This is a genomic window from Campylobacter showae, from assembly GCF_900699785.1.
Lineage (GTDB): Bacteria > Campylobacterota > Campylobacteria > Campylobacterales > Campylobacteraceae > Campylobacter_A > Campylobacter_A showae_D.
The window spans coordinates 208,527-225,167 of the sequence record NZ_LR535679.1 but is presented as its reverse complement, the minus strand read 5'-3'; the positions used below and the strand labels follow the sequence as shown (position 1 = coordinate 225,167).

The following is a 16,641-nucleotide window of genomic DNA, read 5'->3' as shown; positions in this document are numbered from 1 at the left end:
AATGAGAAGGCAATGGTACATAAAACAAACGCTGCAAGGTTTCTAGACGGCAAACATATCCCATACGAGCTAGTCGAATACGAAGTGGACGAAAGCGATCTGAGCGCCGTTCACGTGGCTGCCGTTTGCGGCGAGCAAATAGAAAAAATCTACAAAACCATCGTCTGCGAATGCGAGCCTAGAGGCTACGTCGTAGCGTGCATACAGGGCGATTTGAGCTTAAATTTAAAGGCTTTAGCTAGACTAAGCGGGCATAAAAAATGCGAACTTTTAAACTTAAGAGAGCTTGAAAAAGTGACGGGCTATATCCGCGGCGGCTGCTCTCCTATAGCGATGAAAAAGGCGTTTGAAACGTTTTTTGACGAGAGGATTTTAAAACAAGACTACGTCTACGTAAGCGCCGGCGTGCGCGGAAAACAGATAAAAATTGCGCCGCAAAGCTTAATAGAAGCCATCAACGCAAAGCTCGGCGACGTCGCCGTTTAGTAAAATTTAACCCAAAAATGCTAAAATACGCCGTCTTAAAATAAAATAAATTTAAAAAGGTAAAATTTTGATAGATGAAATTTTTAGAGAATACGATATACGCGGCGTTTATGTGCGCGATCTAAATGAAACGAGCGTTAAGGCGATCGGGTTAAATTTAGGCCGCGAAATGCTACGCCGAGGCGCAAAAAACGTTAGCGTGGGGTATGATGCTAGGCTAAGCGCAGGTGAGATTTTCGGTTGGCTAGTTAGCGGGCTAAATTTAGCCGGGATCAAGGTCTACGATATCGGTTTGCTACCGACGCCGGTCGGGTATTTTAGCGTATTTACGGACAAATTTGACGCAAACGTAATGATAACCGGCTCTCATAATCCAAAAGAGTACAACGGCTTTAAAATCACGATTTTTAAGGATAGTTACTTCGGCGAGGATTTGCAAAAGTTAAAAGTCGCCGTGCTAGACGACATCGCGGCAAAAACGCAAATCTCCGATGATTTTAGGGCCGAAAAATTCGACGTCGCGACGCCTTATAAAAATTTCCTCATAGAGCAGTTTGCGCATTTAAAAAATCTGCCGCTTAAAATCGTCATCGACTGCGCAAACGGAGCGGTCGGAGCGGTGCTACCTGAAATTTGCGAGGCGTTAAAATTAAACGCTCAAATTTTATATCCCCGACCCGATGGCAACTTCCCAAACCACCACCCCGACCCTAGCGAGGAGAAAAATTTAAGCGACCTAAAGGCCGCGCTCAAGGGCGAATTTGACATAGGGTTTGGTTTTGACGGCGACGGCGACCGTATCGCGGTTTTAACCAAAAAACGCAACATAAAAGGCGACGAGCTAGCATATCTATATAGCCTTGCGATGAAAAATCCGCGAGTGCTGGGCGAGGTCAAATGCTCGCAAAATATGTACGACGAGATCGACGCGCACGGGGGCAAAAGCTTCATGGGCAAGACCGGCCACAGCAATATCAAAAAGGCGATGAAAGAGCTAAATATCGATATGGCGGCCGAGGTGAGCGGGCATATTTTCTTTAAGGAGCGATATTTCGGCTTTGACGACGCGACGTACGCGATGTTTCGCGCGCTAGAGCTTGTAGCTAAAGGCTTTAACCTAGACGGCGAGCTCGATAAACTGCCAAAGGTCTTTAGTACCGACGAGATCAAGATAAAAACGACCGACGCGCAAAAATTTAAGCTGGTTGCAAATCTAAAAGAGGTTTTGGTCGAAATTTATGAGAAGGGCGACGCGCAAAATTTGCTAGCAGGCCTAGGTAAGATAGCTGAAATCATCGATATAGATGGCGTTAGAGTGAGATTTGACGATGGCAGCTGGGCGCTAGTGCGAGCCTCAAATACGACGCCGGTTATCGTCACGAGATTTGAAGCAAAAGATGAAAAAACCTTGGCAAATTTGCAAACCGTGTTTGGTGAATTAATAAAAAAAGAAAGTATATAATTTTGCAAGCCATAATGAGATGGTTTGTAAAGTAGGACTAAAATATACTACAAACCATATTCATCTAACTTTTTTGAATTTCAAATATATAATTTTAGTTTAATTGTAAGTATGGCGATACATTTTTTCATAGCTAATAAATCTAATAAAATACAATAAAGGAGAAAAAATGAAGCATAATAATATTGCTTTATGTTTTGTGTTAGGATGCTCTTTATATGGAGCGGAAAATATTGTTATTGATGCAGATACTCGGTCATCGTACTATACAAGATACTTATATAACAATAGTTTGTTTGGCGGTTACTATGGTTTTAACCCTGGCGAGACAAGTGGAAGCTATTCTAATAATAGCGTTACGTGGAATGCTACTCCTGCCAATATGGCTAAAAATAGTAGATTAGGAGTTCGGATATACGGCGGATTAAACCAATCGACAAGAAACAAAAATGCCTCTAATAATAAAGTATATATCAACGATGGAGATAGGATACAGTCGGTTTATGGTGGTTCTGCAGAAACAGGGGACGATAGTGCTTCAAATTTCGTAACAATAAACAATGGCAAGATAAGTCAAGATGTTGTAGGCGGACATAGTATTGGGGGCGTGGCTAGTTTAAATTCTGTAATTATAGATGGCGGAATGGTAGGCGAAGACGTTATGGGCGGCCATGCTGTAAACGGCGGTAAAGCAAACGGCAATATCGTAACCATAAAAGGCGGCACGATAAAGGGGCAGATTTACGGTGGAAAAGGCGGTGGCGGCAATATAGATAATATAGTAAATTTAGATGCGAGTTCCTTAAAATTACAAACTATTTACGGCGGCGATACTGGGTGGAATGGATTTGCAAAAACTACAAAAGGAAACATCTTAAATATTCGCGGCAAAAATATAGAGGCTGGAAATATCGTAAATTTTGAATATGTTAATTTTTACCTACCTTCAGACGTGAGAGCCGGCGATACTATTTTAAATTTAAGCGGTAAAATAGGTAATCAGAATAAAAATACCGACTTGACGCGTTCGCTTGTAGCTGTAACCATGGGGGCGGAAAATAATAATCTCAATGTGAGCGACAGGATAACTTTAATCTCAAACCCGCATGGTATTTTGTATCCAATAGAGCTTGCGGATAAAATAAAAAATCATAATGAAAATTTACAAGCTATAGCCGGAATATCAACCATATATGAGTTTAATCTACAAAAAGATGGTAGTGATTTGGCTGCCCAAGGAAATAATTTGTATGCGGTAGTTGCTAAAAAAGTTAGTCCGCTAAGCCCCCATAACGGCAGTAACGAACAAAAACTTATAGATACCGTGCAAAAAAGTACATTAGAGCCGACCGTTGGCGCTATAGCCATCATCAATCAAAGCTCTGAAGTTGTTTCAAATATAGACCTTGGCGGCGTAGCCGACAGTGGCGAATTAAATGGCGGCGTGGTAACGGGCGCCGCCATATCTAATACTAGACACAATTCAGGCTCGCACGTGGATGTAAAATCAGTATCATCTGCTGTGGGGGTTGCGAAAGAATTCAAGGATGTCGTTACGGGCGCGTTTTTAGAATTTGGAGGCGGCAATTATGATACCTTTAATGAATATAGCGGTACTTTTGGCGGAAGAAGCGTAGGCGATATTAAAGGAGAGGGCAAGATGCGTTATTACGGAATAGGACTTCTTGGTAAAGCAAGCTTGCCAGTAAATTTCTATACTGAAGCTACCGTAAAGATAGGCAAAATAAAAACCGATTACGAAACGGTATTGCCTAACGGCGTAAAGGTCGGCTATGACGCATCAAGGAGCTACTATGGCGGACATGTTGGCCTAGGTAAAGTATTTGAAATAACTGATTTTTCAAATATTGACGTATATTCTAAAGTATTTTTTACTAGAGTCGGCAAAAAGCAAGTCGAATTAAATAGTGAAAGAATATTGCTAGGCAAAAGCGACTCGTTAAGAACAAAAGTAGGCTTTAAATTTTCTCAAGATATAAATGATGGTCTTCTGTGGTTTGCTGGTCTTGCATATGATAGAGAGTTTAAAGGAAAATCAAACGGATACAATTTAACGTATAGTACGGATATTATTTCGCCTTCCATGAAGGGCAATACCGGCATAGCAGAGTTTGGATTAAAATTTAAAACACAAAAAGGATTTGAGACAAATTTGAAATTTGAAGGCATGGTTGGTAAAAGAGAAGGCGTTGCTGCTGCAGCCGAGATTATGTATAAATTTTAAATATTCTTCTTTACCTCAAGGCTCCATATGGGTGCCTTGAGGTAATTATGTGGCTTTTGGGTTGCAACAAACTCACATCCACTCCAAAACCTGCGTGATATCGCCCGCGACGAAACATTTTAGCCCCTGCGCGTCAAGCGGCTTAGACGGCACGATCGCGTTTTTAAATTTCTGCGTTTTGGCTTCTTTTAGGCGCTGATCGAGGTTAAATATCTCGCGAATCTCGCCGTTTAGGCTAAGCTCGCCCATAAATACGCTCTCTTTACTGATCGGACGGTTTTTAAAGCTGGAAATGATCGCCGCGATTACGGCTAAATCGGCCGCCGTTTCGCCGATCTTGACGCCGCCGCTCACGTTGATGAAAACATCGTAGTGGCCCAGCGGGATCTCTAGCTTGCGCTCAAGCAGCGCCAGCAGCATATCTAGACGGTTTTTCTCATAGCCGGTGGAGCTGCGCTTAGGATACGCGCTCTCGCACACGAGTGCTTGTATCTCGACGCTAAGCGCGCGCGAGCCCTCCATCGTGATAGTGATAGCCGAGCCGCTAGTTGCCTTGCCTCGCGTGAAAAATTTACCCGCGACGTCGTTGGCGCTGATTAGCCCGTTTTCGCTCATCTCGAAAATCCCTACCTCGCTAGTCGAGCCGAATCGGTTTTTAAAGCCCCGCAGCATGCGCAGCTCGCGGCTGGAATCCCCCTCGAAATAAAGCACCACGTCCACCATGTGCTCCAAGATGCGCGGCCCCGCGATCGAGCCGTCTTTGGTGATATGGCCGATGATAAAGACGCATATATTTTCGTTTTTGGCTAGGCGCATGAGCTCGAAGGTGATCTCGCGCACCTGCGACACCGAGCCCGGCGCGGAGGCGATTTTCTCGCTGTAAAGGGTCTGTATGGAGTCGATGACGAGGATTTTATACTCGTTTTTGCGCACTTCGGCGAGGATATTTTCGAGTAAAATTTCCGTGAGCAAAAACAGCCCGTCTTTGACCGCGTCTAGGCGCTGGGCTCGCATTTTGATCTGGCTCGCGCTCTCTTCGCCGCTCACATAGAGCGTCTTTTTGCCTTGAGCGGCGAAATTTGACGCGATTTTTAGCAGCAAGGTGCTTTTGCCGATGCCGGGGCTTCCGCCTATCAGCACCAGCGAGCCCTCCACGACACCGCCGCCAAGAACCAGATCTAGTTCGCTATTTTGCGTGCTGATGCGCGTGACTTTTTCGATCTCGACCTCGCTGATTTGCTTTGCGAGGCTCGGTTTTACTGTGCTTTTTGAGATCTCTTTTAGCGTTTTGATCTGCTGCGCGTTTAGTTCTAAAAAGCTATCCCAAGCCCCACATTGTGGGCATTTGCCGACCCATTTGCTCTGCTGATTGCCGCAGGCTTGACACTCAAATACCGTTTTTATTTTCGCCATATTTTTCCTTTGCGGGATTATACTTTAAAATGTTTAAATTTTACTCTCGACGCACGGTTAAATTTCAAATCGAAACACGCGCGAGCGAAAAATAAGTAAATTTAACTCAAATCAACGAAAATTCAACTTTATCTAAATACAATTTGCCAAATTTAAAACTAAAATGGAGCGAAAATGAAACAAAAGCTTAGCAAAAATCAGTTTTTAGTCATCTCGCTCACGCTTTTTGCCATGTTTTTCGGCGCGGGGAACTTTATCTTTCCGCCGAATTTGGGGCGAGAGGCTGGGCAGAATTTTTACGTCGCGATCATGTTTTTTTGCGCTACGGCGGTGCTTTTGCCGGTGCTTGGCGTCGCAGCGATCGCTAGAGCAAAGGGGCTTCAAAGCCTAGTTCGCCGCATAGACCCGGTATTTGCGGTGCTTTTTACGGCGCTTTTATACCTCACGATCGGGCCGCTTTTTGCGATACCTCGCGCGGCAAATATGCCCTTTGACATCGCCGTTAAGCCGTTTATCGCGGCTGAAAATTTGCAAATTTGGCTGTTTTTCTACTCGGCGGCGTATTTTGCGCTAAATTATTACGTCTGTATGAACCCGTCAAAACTAGTTGATCTGCTCGGCAGATACCTCACTCCGCTGCTTTTGGCGCTTATTTTGCTACTTTTTGGGGCGGGATTTTTGTTCCCGATCGGCGAGTTCGTCGCTCCTATCGGAGATTATGCGCAGCGCGCAGCAGCCAAGGGTTTTGTAGAGGGCTATCAGACGATGGACGCGCTAGCGTCGCTGGCGTTTGGTATCATCGTGATAAACGCTATCAGAACCGTGGGCGTAAAAGACGAGCGCCACTTGGTTTCATCGACGATAAAGGCAGGCATGACGGCGGGCGTGATTTTGATGGCGATTTATTTGATGCTGGGCTACCTTGGCGCGACGTCGGCGGAGCTTTTCAAAGATGCGCCGGAGATAAACGGAGCCGAACTACTATCTCGCATTAGCGGCCATTACTTCGGTAAGGCGGGCGTTTTGGTACTAGGTTTGGCGTTTTTCCTAGCTTGTATCACGACGACGCTGGGACTCATCAGCTCTGCTAGTGAGTACTTCGAGGAGCTAACGGGCGGACGCGTCAAATATAAAATTTGGGTTGCGGCGTGGTGCTTGATCGGCTTTGGCGTGGCGAATTTCGGCCTCACGACCATCATCAAGGGCTCGATCCCGGTACTGATCGCCATCTATCCGATCGCCATCATGCTCATCATCCTTTCGCTCATCAATCCGCTGATCGACTCGAGCAAGCTCATCTACCGCACCTGCGTCTACGTCTGCGTGGTCGTCGGCACGATAAACGGCCTTGATATCGCGGGCGTCTCCGTGCCGCTAGTGACGGATCTCGTCAAAGAAATGCCGTTTTACGACTCGATGCTGGGCTGGATCGTGCCTAGTGCGGTCGCATTTGCGGTGACTTACATACTGCACCTTGTGCTAGAAAAGAGAGAAAATACTTTTTAACTACTAGCGGCAAAGCGCGGATTTTCTTGCATGCGGCTATAAAATTTCAAGACATTTTAGAAATTTTATAGCCGAAATTTTTTAATAACTATATATGTTCCAATATGATTTTAATTTATAAAGGTAAAGGCTCAAATTTAACTCGTCTATGACGTGTAATAGCCGCAGGATCTCGTCTTTTATGGCTTGTGCATCAGAAAGGCTTAGCGGTGAGTCAAAGAGCGAACTCTTGAAACGGTCTTTCGCGCCGTTTAAAAAGAGATAAAATTTATCGTCCATAAATGCCGCGCTTAGCGATACGGCACTGTCAAAACCCTGCTTAACCTCGCGTAGGCGTTGCATAAAACCGGGGCTTAAAAGATAGCGCGCTTCTATTTTGTCGTCGGTAAATACGCGAAATTCGTTGTTAAACTCCGTATCATCAAGTATCTCTTTTTCGCCAGATATTTTCGTATTTAGCACCTTTTTGTCGGCTAGTATCGTTTGTCCTTTGAAATTTTTATAAAACTCGCAGACTAGTACTGTACCGTTAAAGTCCATGTATTCGTCGTATATGACTTTGCTTACTCTTAAAAGCGCCAGATAAGGGTTTTTTGAGCCGTTTGAGTCATATGTTTTTTCTACTTTTATAGCCTCGCTTAATCGAAATTTGACATTAGCGTAAGTACCGCTTATTTGGTCTTCGCCGTAAAAATTTACGCGCCTGTATATTCCGCTTTTATAAAATTCGTTTGCGGTGATGCCTTTTTGAGGCTCGTATGTAAAATTGCTATCTATATCGGCAATTACCGTGCTAACAAAAACATTTTTGTAGAAGCTTCTATACTCTTCCAGCGTTTTTTCTACTTTTGGAATCCTCGGCGTGACGTATATTGGGATGACTGCAAATAAAAGAAAGAATATTTCAAAGCGTCGCTCCATAATAATAAAAATTAGTATTGGTGCGACAAATGTCGTTATAGTCATAAATGTAGCGTATTTTTTGACTACTTTTTTGCACTCTTTTTGCTTTTGCGTTACGGCGGCGATGGCTTCTTTTATTTTTGGGTTTATCATTCGTAAAAAACTCGGTTTAGGTAAAGGCCGTTTGGCGGCGCGGGGATACGCGTGAGCGGCTTTTGCTCGTAGATAGCTCGGCGTAAAAGCTCTTTTGCTTTGAGGAAATTTGCATCGCGGCAATCGCTTGAGTTTTTATCGCTAATTTTTGCGAGATTTTTTTCGGTATCTATGCTTGCGGCTTTGTTTAAATTTGAGTTTTCGGCGTCAAATTTTGAGACGGCGCAAACCGCTTGCTCGGCGGTCAAATTTGCGCTTTCGTCGCTTGCGGTTAAGATTTTTTCGCGGCTGTTTTGGTTTAAATTTGCCTTGCCGCCGGATTTTGCCTTCTGCGCACGTTCAAATTTAAACTTTAGCGCGCCCGTTTCCTTAAATTTGCCGTTTTTTACAAGCTCGAGCGCCTTAAGGACGCTAGCGACCATGAGGCGAACCTGGGCGCGCAAAAAGCCGTTTGCTTTAAAAACGATGACAGACCGCTTGCCGCGCGCGTAACAAAATGCCTTTGTGACGCGCCGTACTGGGCTTTTGACGTCGCTGCCAAGCTTCATAAACGCGCTAAAATCATATTCGCCGACAAAAAGCGCAAGCAGCTCGTTTGCTAAATTTGGGTCAAATCTCGGCAAAAAAGTCTCGTAAGGCGCTAAAAAAGGCGAAAACTCGCCGTGATTGATGACGTAGCGGTAGGCTCTGGCCGTAGCGTCGTAGCGCGGGTGAAAGCAGTCCTGCACGCGGCTTATAAATTTAACGTGAACGGCGGGGTGGGCGTGGCGATTGATGAGAGCTTTTAGACGCGCAAAGTCCTTAAAATGCTCGCCACACTCGACGCAGGCTACTTGGTTGTTTGCATGCACGCCCTTATCGGTGCGCGAGCTAGAGATTATTTTACTAAAAATGCCCACATGTGCTAGGGCTGCACCCAGAGCGTCCTCGACGCCGTTTTCGTGCGGCTGAGTCTGCGAGCCTTGAAATTTCGACCCGTCGTAGCTAAAAACAAGCTTAAGGCGCACTTAGTATCTTTTTAAAATTTTAGCCCTAAAGCTAAAAATAGATGCGATAAAAAATAGTAAAAATATTGCCGCAATCGCGATAAAAACTCGCGAACTAAAGAGCATAATGAGCGTAAAATAGCCAAAAAGCACGCCAAATATTCCAAAATACACAAAGCCCTTTTCGTAGCGGTAGGTCACGATACCCAGGCTCAAAGCAAAAAGCGTCGTCGCTAGCGGAAAAAGCGCGATGAGAACGTAGGTAGCGAAGTCTTTGGCGCGTTTTTTATCCTCGCTCATCATTTGCCAATACTGCCAAAACGACTTCATTTGCGCGACGCTGTCCTCTTGGGCTGTACTGATTTTCATAGTGCCAAAGTCCGTTTTGTGCCACGAGGTGTCCCTGATATCGTAAATTTTGCCGTCTGATAGCGTAAATTCAAGAACGGCATTGCTGTTTGTTAGGCGAGCGTTTTTAGCTAGAACGAATCTATGTGCGCCTTCTTTTGGCGAATAAAGCTTCACGCCCTCGTAAAGCGTGCCGTTTTCATCGTCCTTTTCGTTTTGAATAAAGACCATCCAGTCGGAAAATTTTTGTCCGAATTCGGTCGTTTTTAAATTTAGCTTGGCGACGGTTTTTTTGTATGAGACGAAATTTGCGTTTAGCTCCGCAGCCGTAGGAATCAGCACTATCGCGGTAACGATGAGAAAGATTGAGACTGCGCCGCTAACGATGAGGAAAAATTTAGCGATCCTAACGGGCGAATATCCGAGCGTAAAAAGCACGATACTCTCGTTTTCACGAGAAAGCCTGAAAAACATAAGCGCAAGCGATGCAAAAAACGCGATCGGTACGGTAAAAAGCAGTACTCTAGGCAGCATAAACATATAAAGCTTAAAAAGCTCTAAAAACGAGATCTCTATGTAGGAAGTGATGCGCGCGATCTGGATAAAAAACACGATCGACATAATGAGAAAAAGCGTCGCAAACAGCGATGCGAACGTGCCTAGGAAATTTGAGAAAAGATAACGCGCCGTCCTATCCATAAATGAGCCCCAAGATGTATATAAACCAATCCTTGAACGCATAAACTATAAGCGTAGCAAGGCTCAGAAACGGCACGAAAGGCAGCTCGTATCCGCGCTTTCGCACGATAACGTATGCGGGCAGCGTCAGCAGTGCCGAGACGTAGATCGCCATGAGGCCGAGCTTGATACCTAAAATCGCACCCATAACGCCCGCGATAAAAATATCTGCAGAACCCATGGCTTCGCGCTTAAGAGCTAGACTAACGACAGCGCGAAGCAGCCAAAAAGCAAACATAAAAATCGCGGCGTTTATGAACGAATCAAATGCGCGCAAAAGCCCCTCCGAGTCAAAAGAGGCAGGGAGATTAAATCCGTAAAGCAGCGAAAATGCGACGCTGGCAAAAAGCAGCGGATCGGGAACGGCTTTGTAGCGAAAATCAATGAGGCTAAGCGCTAGCAGCAAGATAAAGCAGATACCAAGCATCGCCGCCTTGAAAATAGCGGCGTAAAAGCCGTCTGCAAACATCTCTAGCCCGCGTGTTTCATAAAAATACGCAAGCACGCAAAGTAGGGCGCTAGCAAGCTCAACGAGTGGATACTGAAAGCTGATTTTTTCGTCGCAAAACGCGCATTTGCCGCGCAAAAACAGCCACGCGAAAATAGGGACGTTGTGATACGGCTTTAGCGGCGTTTTACAGCTTTGGCAGTGCGAGGCGGGGAAATTTATGCTCTCGCCGCGCGGCATGCGGTAGATTAAGACGTTGCTAAAGCTGCCGACTGCGGCGCCCAAAATAAAAAATAAAACGGCGAAAATCATAACTCTCCTACTTAAATTTATTCCGTTTTTGCGGGTTTTATACCAAATTTTCGGCTTTTTAAACCAAGTCGCGACGTTTCATAAGATAATCTTTGCGTAAAATTGCCGATTTATCGCATTAATTTGATCTAAATTCGCCTCGTCATTTGCGCCGCAAAAATATAAAAACATAAAAATTTAAAGGCGATTTTAGCGAAATATTGCCTTGAATGCTTTTAAATTTAAAAATTTCGGTTAAAAACTTATGCAAAACGGCGCTGCGACAAGGCTTTTGGTTTGTAAAATTTAAAAGCCTTTTTTGCGAGCGGGTAAAATAAAAAGACGTAAATTTAAAAGATGGAGGCAGCCAAAAGCTCAATTAAAGTCCGCCAAACCTTCTGTCTTTTTTCTTAAATTTAGCCGTTATCAAGGCTAACTCCTCGCGCGTAAAATCAGGCCAAAGCGTGGGCGTAAAGGCAAACTCGGCGTAGCTAGCCTGCCAAAGCATAAAATTTGACAACCTCTGCTCGCCGCCGGTGCGCACGAGAAGGTCGATGGGCGCGGGCTCATCGAGGCAAGCTTGCAGGCTGTCTTCGCTTAAATTTAGAGTTAGGTTTTGGGCGTCAAACTCTCCTCCATTTTTCTCGCAAAATCTCCTAAAAGCCCTTAAAATTTCATCTTTAGCACCGTAGTTTAGCGCTAAATTTAGCTTTAGCATAGAGTTTTGAGCGGTTGCGTTTTTGATACCGTTTATCTCGTTTTTTAGCTTGTCGCTTAGCGGACTTTCGTCGCCGATAACGTTAAATTTGATGCCGTTTTTGATAAAACTCTCGCGTTTTGAGAGCAAAAATTTATGCAAAAGTTCCATCAAAAACGCCACTTCGCTCTTCGGGCGCTTCCAGTTTTCGGTGCTAAATGCGTATAGGCTCAGCACCGCCACGCCCTCGTCGATGCAAAACTCGCACATCTGCTCCACGACGTTCGCGCCCGTTTCGTGTCCTTTAGTGCGCAGCAGACCGCGGCTTTTAGCCCATCTGCCGTTGCCGTCCATGATGATAGCTAGGTGATTTAGCTCGTTCATTTTAGCCCTTAAAATCAATTATTTTGCCGCTTGGATCAAAAAAAGCGGCGATGTTTTGCGTCGTTTGCGCTTCGCAGTCAAACTCGCCTCGCAAAAGCCTAGCGACCTTGTCAAAGGGCGTCTGCGCGCTGATTATCCTGGCGCCTTTTAGCGTGAAAATAATCGGAGCGAAATTTGAAAAAACGAGGTAAATTTGACTCGTGCGGGCGCCCTCGAATTTCATCTGGAAAACGCCTTTTGCGCCGTTATAAACAAACGAAATATTAATGATATTTTTTTGCAGCGCAAGTAGCATCTGAGCTAGATTTTCAAACGTTTCTCGCGAGTCTGCCGCGCTAAGACCGTTAAATATATATTCATAAAACCAGTTTAGATCGGGCTCGCTTATCAGCCTTTCTATTAGCGCAAGTCCCTCAGGCGCGGCGTAGGCTAAGCTTGGCTTTTTAAAGAGATTTCTTATCACGATATTTTCGGTGCCGCTTGCGATCTCGCCCCAGTATTCGCCGTCCACGTCGAGGCTTTTCATGCTTTTCGTGCTTAGGATTTTGTTGCCCATTTTGAGATTGTAGCGATTATAGCCCGTCTTTTCGGCGACTTTGATGCTGATGGGCAGGCTCGCGTTTAGAGCCGTACCCGCGCCGCCGCTTGCGATTTTTTGCACTCTCGAGACGGGATTTATCATAGCATGCTTGCTAAATTTACTATTTGCCGCGCCGCATCCTCTTTGGACGTTAGCGCGATATTTTGCGCGTCATGGCGCGTGATAAAGGTTATTTGCGTGCTATCAGAGCCGAAATTTATATCGCCGCCAAGCACGTTTAGGCAAACAGCATCAAGGCTCTTTTTCTCAAGCATATTTTTTGCGTTTTGCATGGCGTTTGCGTCGTCCATTTCCATTTTAAAACCGATTTTTTTTACGTTTTTAAAGTCCTTCAAGGAGCCCAAAACATCATCGTTTTGCGCTAGCTCCAGCGTCCAAATTTCGCCTAAATTTTGCTTTTTTAGCTTGCCTTCAAATTTGGTTTTAGGAGTATAGTCGCTAACCGCAGCCGTCATCGCGAGTAAATTTGCGTCCGTCAAATTTGCATGCAGTAGCTCTTTTAGCTCCGCCGAGCTTTGAAATTTGAGCGTTTTATATGGCGCGTTCGTCGTCTCAAAGCTAGCTAACAGCGTCACGTCCGCACCCGCGTAGTAAAAGGCGTCCACCAGCGCTTTTGACATCTTGCCGCTGGATAGATTCGTCACGGCTCTTACGTCGTCGATCTTTTCGCTCGTAGCACCGCCCGTGACGATCACTTTTTGTCCTTTAAATTTTGGCTCCGTTAGCATTCTTTTGGTTTCGTAGATGATCGTAGAAACGTCTGCTAGCGCGCCTTTACCCGTGTCGCCGCAGGCTAGGGTTTTTTCTACCGGTTCGATAAATCTCGCGCCGTTTGCCGCTAAAAATTCGAAATTTTTGCGCGTAGAGAAGTGATTTAGCATTTTGTCATTGGCTGCGGGCGCGATGAGTAGGGGAGCCGGGCTAGCGATCAGAGTCTGCATAAAGACGTTATCGCAAATGCCGCTTGCAAGCTTGTTTATCGTATTTACGCTCGCGGGCGCGATGAGGATTAGATCGGTTTTGGCGTAGGCGATGTGATTTAGTCCGTCCTGCCAACTCTCCGTGCGCGAGGTTAAAATTTTATGCTCGCACAGCGCCTCAAAGCCCGCTTCAGAGCAAAATTTAAGCGCTCCTTCGCTAAGCATAACCCGCACGTCCGCGCCTTCTTTTTTTAGCGCGGATAAAATTTCATAAGCCTTATAAAACGCGATACTGCCGCAAACCGCGAGCAAAATTTTTTTATTTTTTAGCATTTTCGTCGCTTTTCGCGTCGTTAAAAAATTTATAGAAAAAGCCTTCTTTATTTACCTGTTTCGTGCGGCTGATGGCTAGCGCGCCGCTTGGTACGTCGCTAGTTACGGTGCTGCCCGCGGCGATTAGCACGTCGTCGCCGACTTTTACGGGGGCTATGAGCTGCGTGTCCGAGCCGATAAAGACGTTTGTGCCGATTATCGTTTTGTGCTTAGCTTTGCCGTCGTAGTTGCATGTGATCGTGCCGCAGCCTACGTTTGAGCCAGGGCCTATCTCGCAGTCGCCCAGATAGCTTAGGTGGCCTGCTTTAACGCCGTCAAGCCTCGCCGCCTTTAGCTCGACGAAATTTCCGATGTGAGTGTTTTTGATCTCGCATTTTGGGCGTAGGTGCGCTAGAGGGCCGACGTCCGAGTCCTCGATGACGGAGTTTTCTACGACCGAGCCGCTTTTGATGACGGAGTTTTTGATGAGGCACTCTCCGATGACGCTTACGTTTTCTTCGATGACGCATTCGCCTTCAAATTTTGCTCTAGAGTCGATGTAAACGCTATTTGGCAGACGCATTAGCACGCCGCTTTTCATCAAATTTTTCTTGATTTCATCCTGCATCAAATTTTGGGCGATACTGAGCTGAAATTTATCGTTTATGCCCATAAAATTTTGCTCTTCGACGCTGATGGCCCAGCACTTTAGACCGCGCTCGTTTGCGATTTTTATCGCGTCGGTTAGGTAAAATTCTTTCTGCGAGTTTTCGTTGCCGATGAGAGGTAAAATCTCGCGCAAAACTTCGCTTTTAAAGCAGTAGCAGCCGGCGTTTGCGCTTTTTATCATTTTTTGCGTCTCGGTCGCGTCTTTTTGCTCGACGATGGCTTCTACTTTGCCGTTATTTATGATCACGCGGCCGTAGCCGTACGGATCTGCCGCCTCAAAAACGCTTAGCGCGATGTCTGAGTTGCCCGCGCTTAGGCGGATTAGGTCGTTGGTTTTTATAAGCGGCATATCTCCGCACAAAATCAGCGTTTTTTCGCTATTTAGCGGGATATTTTTTAGCGCGCCCGCAGTGCCCGGGAAATCTTTTAAATTTTGCTCGTAAATTTTAGTTTGAGGGAAAATTTCTTTGATTTTAGCTTCGACGAGCTCTTTTTGATAGCTCAAAACCACGCTCACGTCGCTACTGATCTCATAAGTCTTGCGCAAAATATGGATAATCATCGGCTCTCCGCAAAGCTCGAAAAGCACCTTTGGTTTGGTTGATTTCATCCTCGTGCCAAGCCCCGCGGCAAGCACAACTACGCCGATATCGCTCATCTTTTTTCCTTGTTTAAATTTGAGCGATTTTATCTCAAATTTGCTAAATGCGGGATTAATGCTTTTTTGGACTTAACAATTTCTTAAGCATTAACTTATATAATCACAGCCTTTGAATATAATCAAAATCAAATTTAAAGGATGCAACTTGCTTTCATTTTTAAAAAAGGCTTTAAGAAGAAATCAGTTTTTGTTTAATCTTCACCTGATTTTATCGATTATTTTTGCCGTTCCGCTACTCATCATCGGCGTTACTGGCGCGATTTTGTCGTATCAACACGAGCTTGAGGAGATCATAAATTTAAACTCCGTCAAGGTCGAAAAAACGGGCGAAATGCTAAGCGTAGAAAAAATCCTGCAAAGCTTTAGCGAGCAAACGGGCATTAAACAGCCGGCAAGGCTCGTGCTGCCCAAAAGCGAAAACGAAGCGATCAAAATTTATGCTAGCAACAGCGATGCCTATTTGGTTGATCCCTATACCGCGCAGATCATCGGCAAGGACTACGGATTCGCCTTTGTTCGCACCGTAATGTCGCTGCACCGAAATTTAGGCTTTGCGCTAACGGGCAACAAAACCGCGGGCGAGGTCGGCAAGCAGATCGTAGGCGCTAGTACGGTCGCGATGATAGTGCTCGTGATAAGCGGCGTTTGGCTGCATTTTCCAAGGATAAAACGCAAATTTGCCGAGGCGATAAAGCCGAATTTTAAACTCAAAAAATACGCCCTTTTTCACAACCTGCACACGAGCCTAGGCGCCTTAAGCGCGGTGATATATCTCGTCATCTGTCTAACCGGACTCATGTGGTCATACCGCTGGTATAACGGCGCGGTGACTGAGCTTTTTGTTAGTGCGCAAAATTTGCCTAAAGAGACCGAGCGCAAAGAGGGCGCGCCCGCAAAAGCAGAGGGCAAAAAGAACTCCGAGTATAAATTTAGCGATGTGCAGAGGGCTTACGAGATATTTAAATCAAGCGGCATAGAGTATAAAGAATTTAGCCTGATGCTCGCGGCCGGAGATAAGATAAACGTCAGATACTACGAGCCGGATGCGCCAAATACCGCTCGTCCTAAAATGACCGCCGTAAACGTAAAAGAGGGCAAGATGGCGGAGCAAAAGCAAACCGAGGGCATAACCGTAGGCATGGTAAAGAGCACGAACTATCAGCTTCACACGGGGTTTTTTTTCGGGCTTGCTGGTAAAATTTTGTGGTCGGTAGTTTCGCTTTTGATGGCGCTTTTTATCTTTAGCGGCTTTTATATGACGGCAAAAAGGGCGTTTAAACTAAAAAGACCTTAGATAAATTTGCCTTTTGCTAAGCATTGATAGCGTGCGAGCGATAAATTCGTCAAATTTACGCTCGCAGCAAGACGCTATCTCTTGCTCTCGTTTAAAATTTTACTTCGTTTTTTAAATCAAATTT

The 16,641-nt window shown here is 45.3% G+C and carries 14 protein-coding genes; 5 read left to right on the top strand and 9 right to left on the bottom strand.

Annotation, left to right across the window (positions count from 1 at the left end):
* The first annotated feature begins 12 nt into the window (after positions 1 to 12).
* The 3 genes from ybaK to E4V70_RS01005 all read left to right on the top strand — a co-directional run bounded on the left by ybaK (position 13) and on the right by E4V70_RS01005 (position 4,193).
* Positions 13 to 486: a Cys-tRNA(Pro) deacylase gene (gene ybaK, locus E4V70_RS01015; protein WP_122863048.1), complete on the top strand. Its 474-nt coding sequence runs from the start codon at positions 13 to 15 to the stop codon at positions 484 to 486.
* Between the two features lie 67 nt (positions 487 to 553).
* The gene (locus E4V70_RS01010; RefSeq protein ID WP_122863047.1) at positions 554 to 1,948 is read left to right on the top strand and encodes a phosphomannomutase/phosphoglucomutase; all 1,395 of its coding nucleotides are present in this window, start codon (positions 554 to 556) and stop codon (positions 1,946 to 1,948) included.
* 169 nt (positions 1,949 to 2,117) lie between these two features.
* Positions 2,118 to 4,193, top strand: coding sequence for an autotransporter outer membrane beta-barrel domain-containing protein (locus E4V70_RS01005; protein WP_232037795.1), 2,076 nt, complete (start codon positions 2,118 to 2,120; stop codon positions 4,191 to 4,193).
* 72 nt (positions 4,194 to 4,265) lie between these two features.
* Here E4V70_RS01005 and radA read toward each other — a convergent pair whose 3' ends face one another.
* On the bottom strand, positions 4,266 to 5,606 hold the full coding sequence (gene radA / locus E4V70_RS01000; protein WP_122863045.1) for a DNA repair protein RadA: 1,341 nt from the start codon (positions 5,604 to 5,606) through the stop codon (positions 4,266 to 4,268).
* Between the two features lie 174 nt (positions 5,607 to 5,780).
* On the opposite strand from radA, the gene brnQ reads away from it, so the two are divergent.
* Positions 5,781 to 7,112: a branched-chain amino acid transport system II carrier protein gene (gene brnQ, locus E4V70_RS00995; RefSeq protein ID WP_122863044.1), complete on the top strand. Its 1,332-nt coding sequence runs from the start codon at positions 5,781 to 5,783 to the stop codon at positions 7,110 to 7,112.
* An 81-nt stretch (positions 7,113 to 7,193) separates the two neighbouring features.
* Here the strand turns inward: brnQ and E4V70_RS00990 are convergent, their stop codons facing one another.
* The 8 genes from E4V70_RS00990 to glmU form a co-directional block, all read right to left on the bottom strand.
* Positions 7,194 to 8,168, bottom strand: coding sequence for a DUF3137 domain-containing protein (locus E4V70_RS00990; RefSeq protein WP_122863043.1), 975 nt, complete (start codon positions 8,166 to 8,168; stop codon positions 7,194 to 7,196).
* Positions 8,165 to 9,175 (bottom strand): tRNA pseudouridine synthase A, encoded by a 1,011-nt coding sequence (locus E4V70_RS00985; protein ID WP_122863042.1) that lies wholly within the window; start codon positions 9,173 to 9,175, stop codon positions 8,165 to 8,167. The genes E4V70_RS00990 and E4V70_RS00985 overlap by 4 nt, the downstream gene beginning before the upstream one ends.
* Positions 9,176 to 10,201: an LptF/LptG family permease gene (locus E4V70_RS00980; RefSeq protein WP_122863041.1), complete on the bottom strand. Its 1,026-nt coding sequence runs from the start codon at positions 10,199 to 10,201 to the stop codon at positions 9,176 to 9,178.
* Positions 10,194 to 11,000 carry a prepilin peptidase gene (locus E4V70_RS00975; RefSeq protein WP_122863040.1) on the bottom strand — a complete coding sequence of 269 codons (807 nt, stop codon included), beginning with the start codon at positions 10,998 to 11,000 and terminating at the stop codon, positions 10,194 to 10,196. The genes E4V70_RS00980 and E4V70_RS00975 overlap by 8 nt, the downstream gene beginning before the upstream one ends.
* A gap of 358 nt (positions 11,001 to 11,358) precedes the next feature.
* Positions 11,359 to 12,060, bottom strand: a complete 702-nt coding sequence (uppS, locus tag E4V70_RS00970; RefSeq protein WP_122863038.1) for a polyprenyl diphosphate synthase — start codon at positions 12,058 to 12,060, stop codon at positions 11,359 to 11,361.
* A 1-nt stretch (position 12,061) separates the two neighbouring features.
* Positions 12,062 to 12,742, bottom strand: a complete 681-nt coding sequence (locus E4V70_RS00965; protein ID WP_122863037.1) for a hypothetical protein — start codon at positions 12,740 to 12,742, stop codon at positions 12,062 to 12,064.
* Entirely contained in the window at positions 12,739 to 13,914 is a 1,176-nt protein-coding gene (gene coaBC / locus E4V70_RS00960; RefSeq protein WP_122863036.1) for a bifunctional phosphopantothenoylcysteine decarboxylase/phosphopantothenate--cysteine ligase CoaBC, read from the bottom strand. Before coaBC ends, E4V70_RS00965 begins: the two co-directional genes overlap by 4 nt.
* Positions 13,901 to 15,220, bottom strand: a complete 1,320-nt coding sequence (gene glmU / locus E4V70_RS00955) for a bifunctional UDP-N-acetylglucosamine diphosphorylase/glucosamine-1-phosphate N-acetyltransferase GlmU (RefSeq protein WP_122863035.1) — start codon at positions 15,218 to 15,220, stop codon at positions 13,901 to 13,903. The genes coaBC and glmU overlap by 14 nt, the downstream gene beginning before the upstream one ends.
* Before the next feature lie 148 nt (positions 15,221 to 15,368).
* Here glmU and E4V70_RS00950 point away from each other — a divergent pair, with 148 nt between their 5' ends.
* Positions 15,369 to 16,517, top strand: a complete 1,149-nt coding sequence (locus tag E4V70_RS00950) for a PepSY-associated TM helix domain-containing protein (protein WP_122863034.1) — start codon at positions 15,369 to 15,371, stop codon at positions 16,515 to 16,517.
* The last annotated feature ends 124 nt before the right edge of the window (positions 16,518 to 16,641 follow it).

Bases quoted from the DNA above. Each gene is read 5' to 3' on its own strand.
- ybaK (WP_122863048.1), top strand. From the start codon at position 13: ATGGTACATAAAACAAACGCTGCAAGGTTTCTAGACGGCAAACATATC.
- E4V70_RS01005 (WP_232037795.1), top strand. From the start codon at position 2,118: ATGAAGCATAATAATATTGCTTTATGTTTTGTGTTAGGATGCTCTTTA.
- radA (WP_122863045.1), bottom strand. From the start codon at position 5,606: ATGGCGAAAATAAAAACGGTATTTGAGTGTCAAGCCTGCGGCAATCAG.
- brnQ (WP_122863044.1), top strand. From the start codon at position 5,781: ATGAAACAAAAGCTTAGCAAAAATCAGTTTTTAGTCATCTCGCTCACG.
- E4V70_RS00990 (WP_122863043.1), bottom strand. From the start codon at position 8,168: ATGATAAACCCAAAAATAAAAGAAGCCATCGCCGCCGTAACGCAAAAG.
- E4V70_RS00980 (WP_122863041.1), bottom strand. From the start codon at position 10,201: ATGGATAGGACGGCGCGTTATCTTTTCTCAAATTTCCTAGGCACGTTC.
- E4V70_RS00975 (WP_122863040.1), bottom strand. From the start codon at position 11,000: ATGATTTTCGCCGTTTTATTTTTTATTTTGGGCGCCGCAGTCGGCAGC.
- uppS (WP_122863038.1), bottom strand. From the start codon at position 12,060: ATGAACGAGCTAAATCACCTAGCTATCATCATGGACGGCAACGGCAGA.
- E4V70_RS00965 (WP_122863037.1), bottom strand. From the start codon at position 12,742: ATGATAAATCCCGTCTCGAGAGTGCAAAAAATCGCAAGCGGCGGCGCG.
- coaBC (WP_122863036.1), bottom strand. From the start codon at position 13,914: ATGCTAAAAAATAAAAAAATTTTGCTCGCGGTTTGCGGCAGTATCGCG.
- glmU (WP_122863035.1), bottom strand. From the start codon at position 15,220: ATGAGCGATATCGGCGTAGTTGTGCTTGCCGCGGGGCTTGGCACGAGG.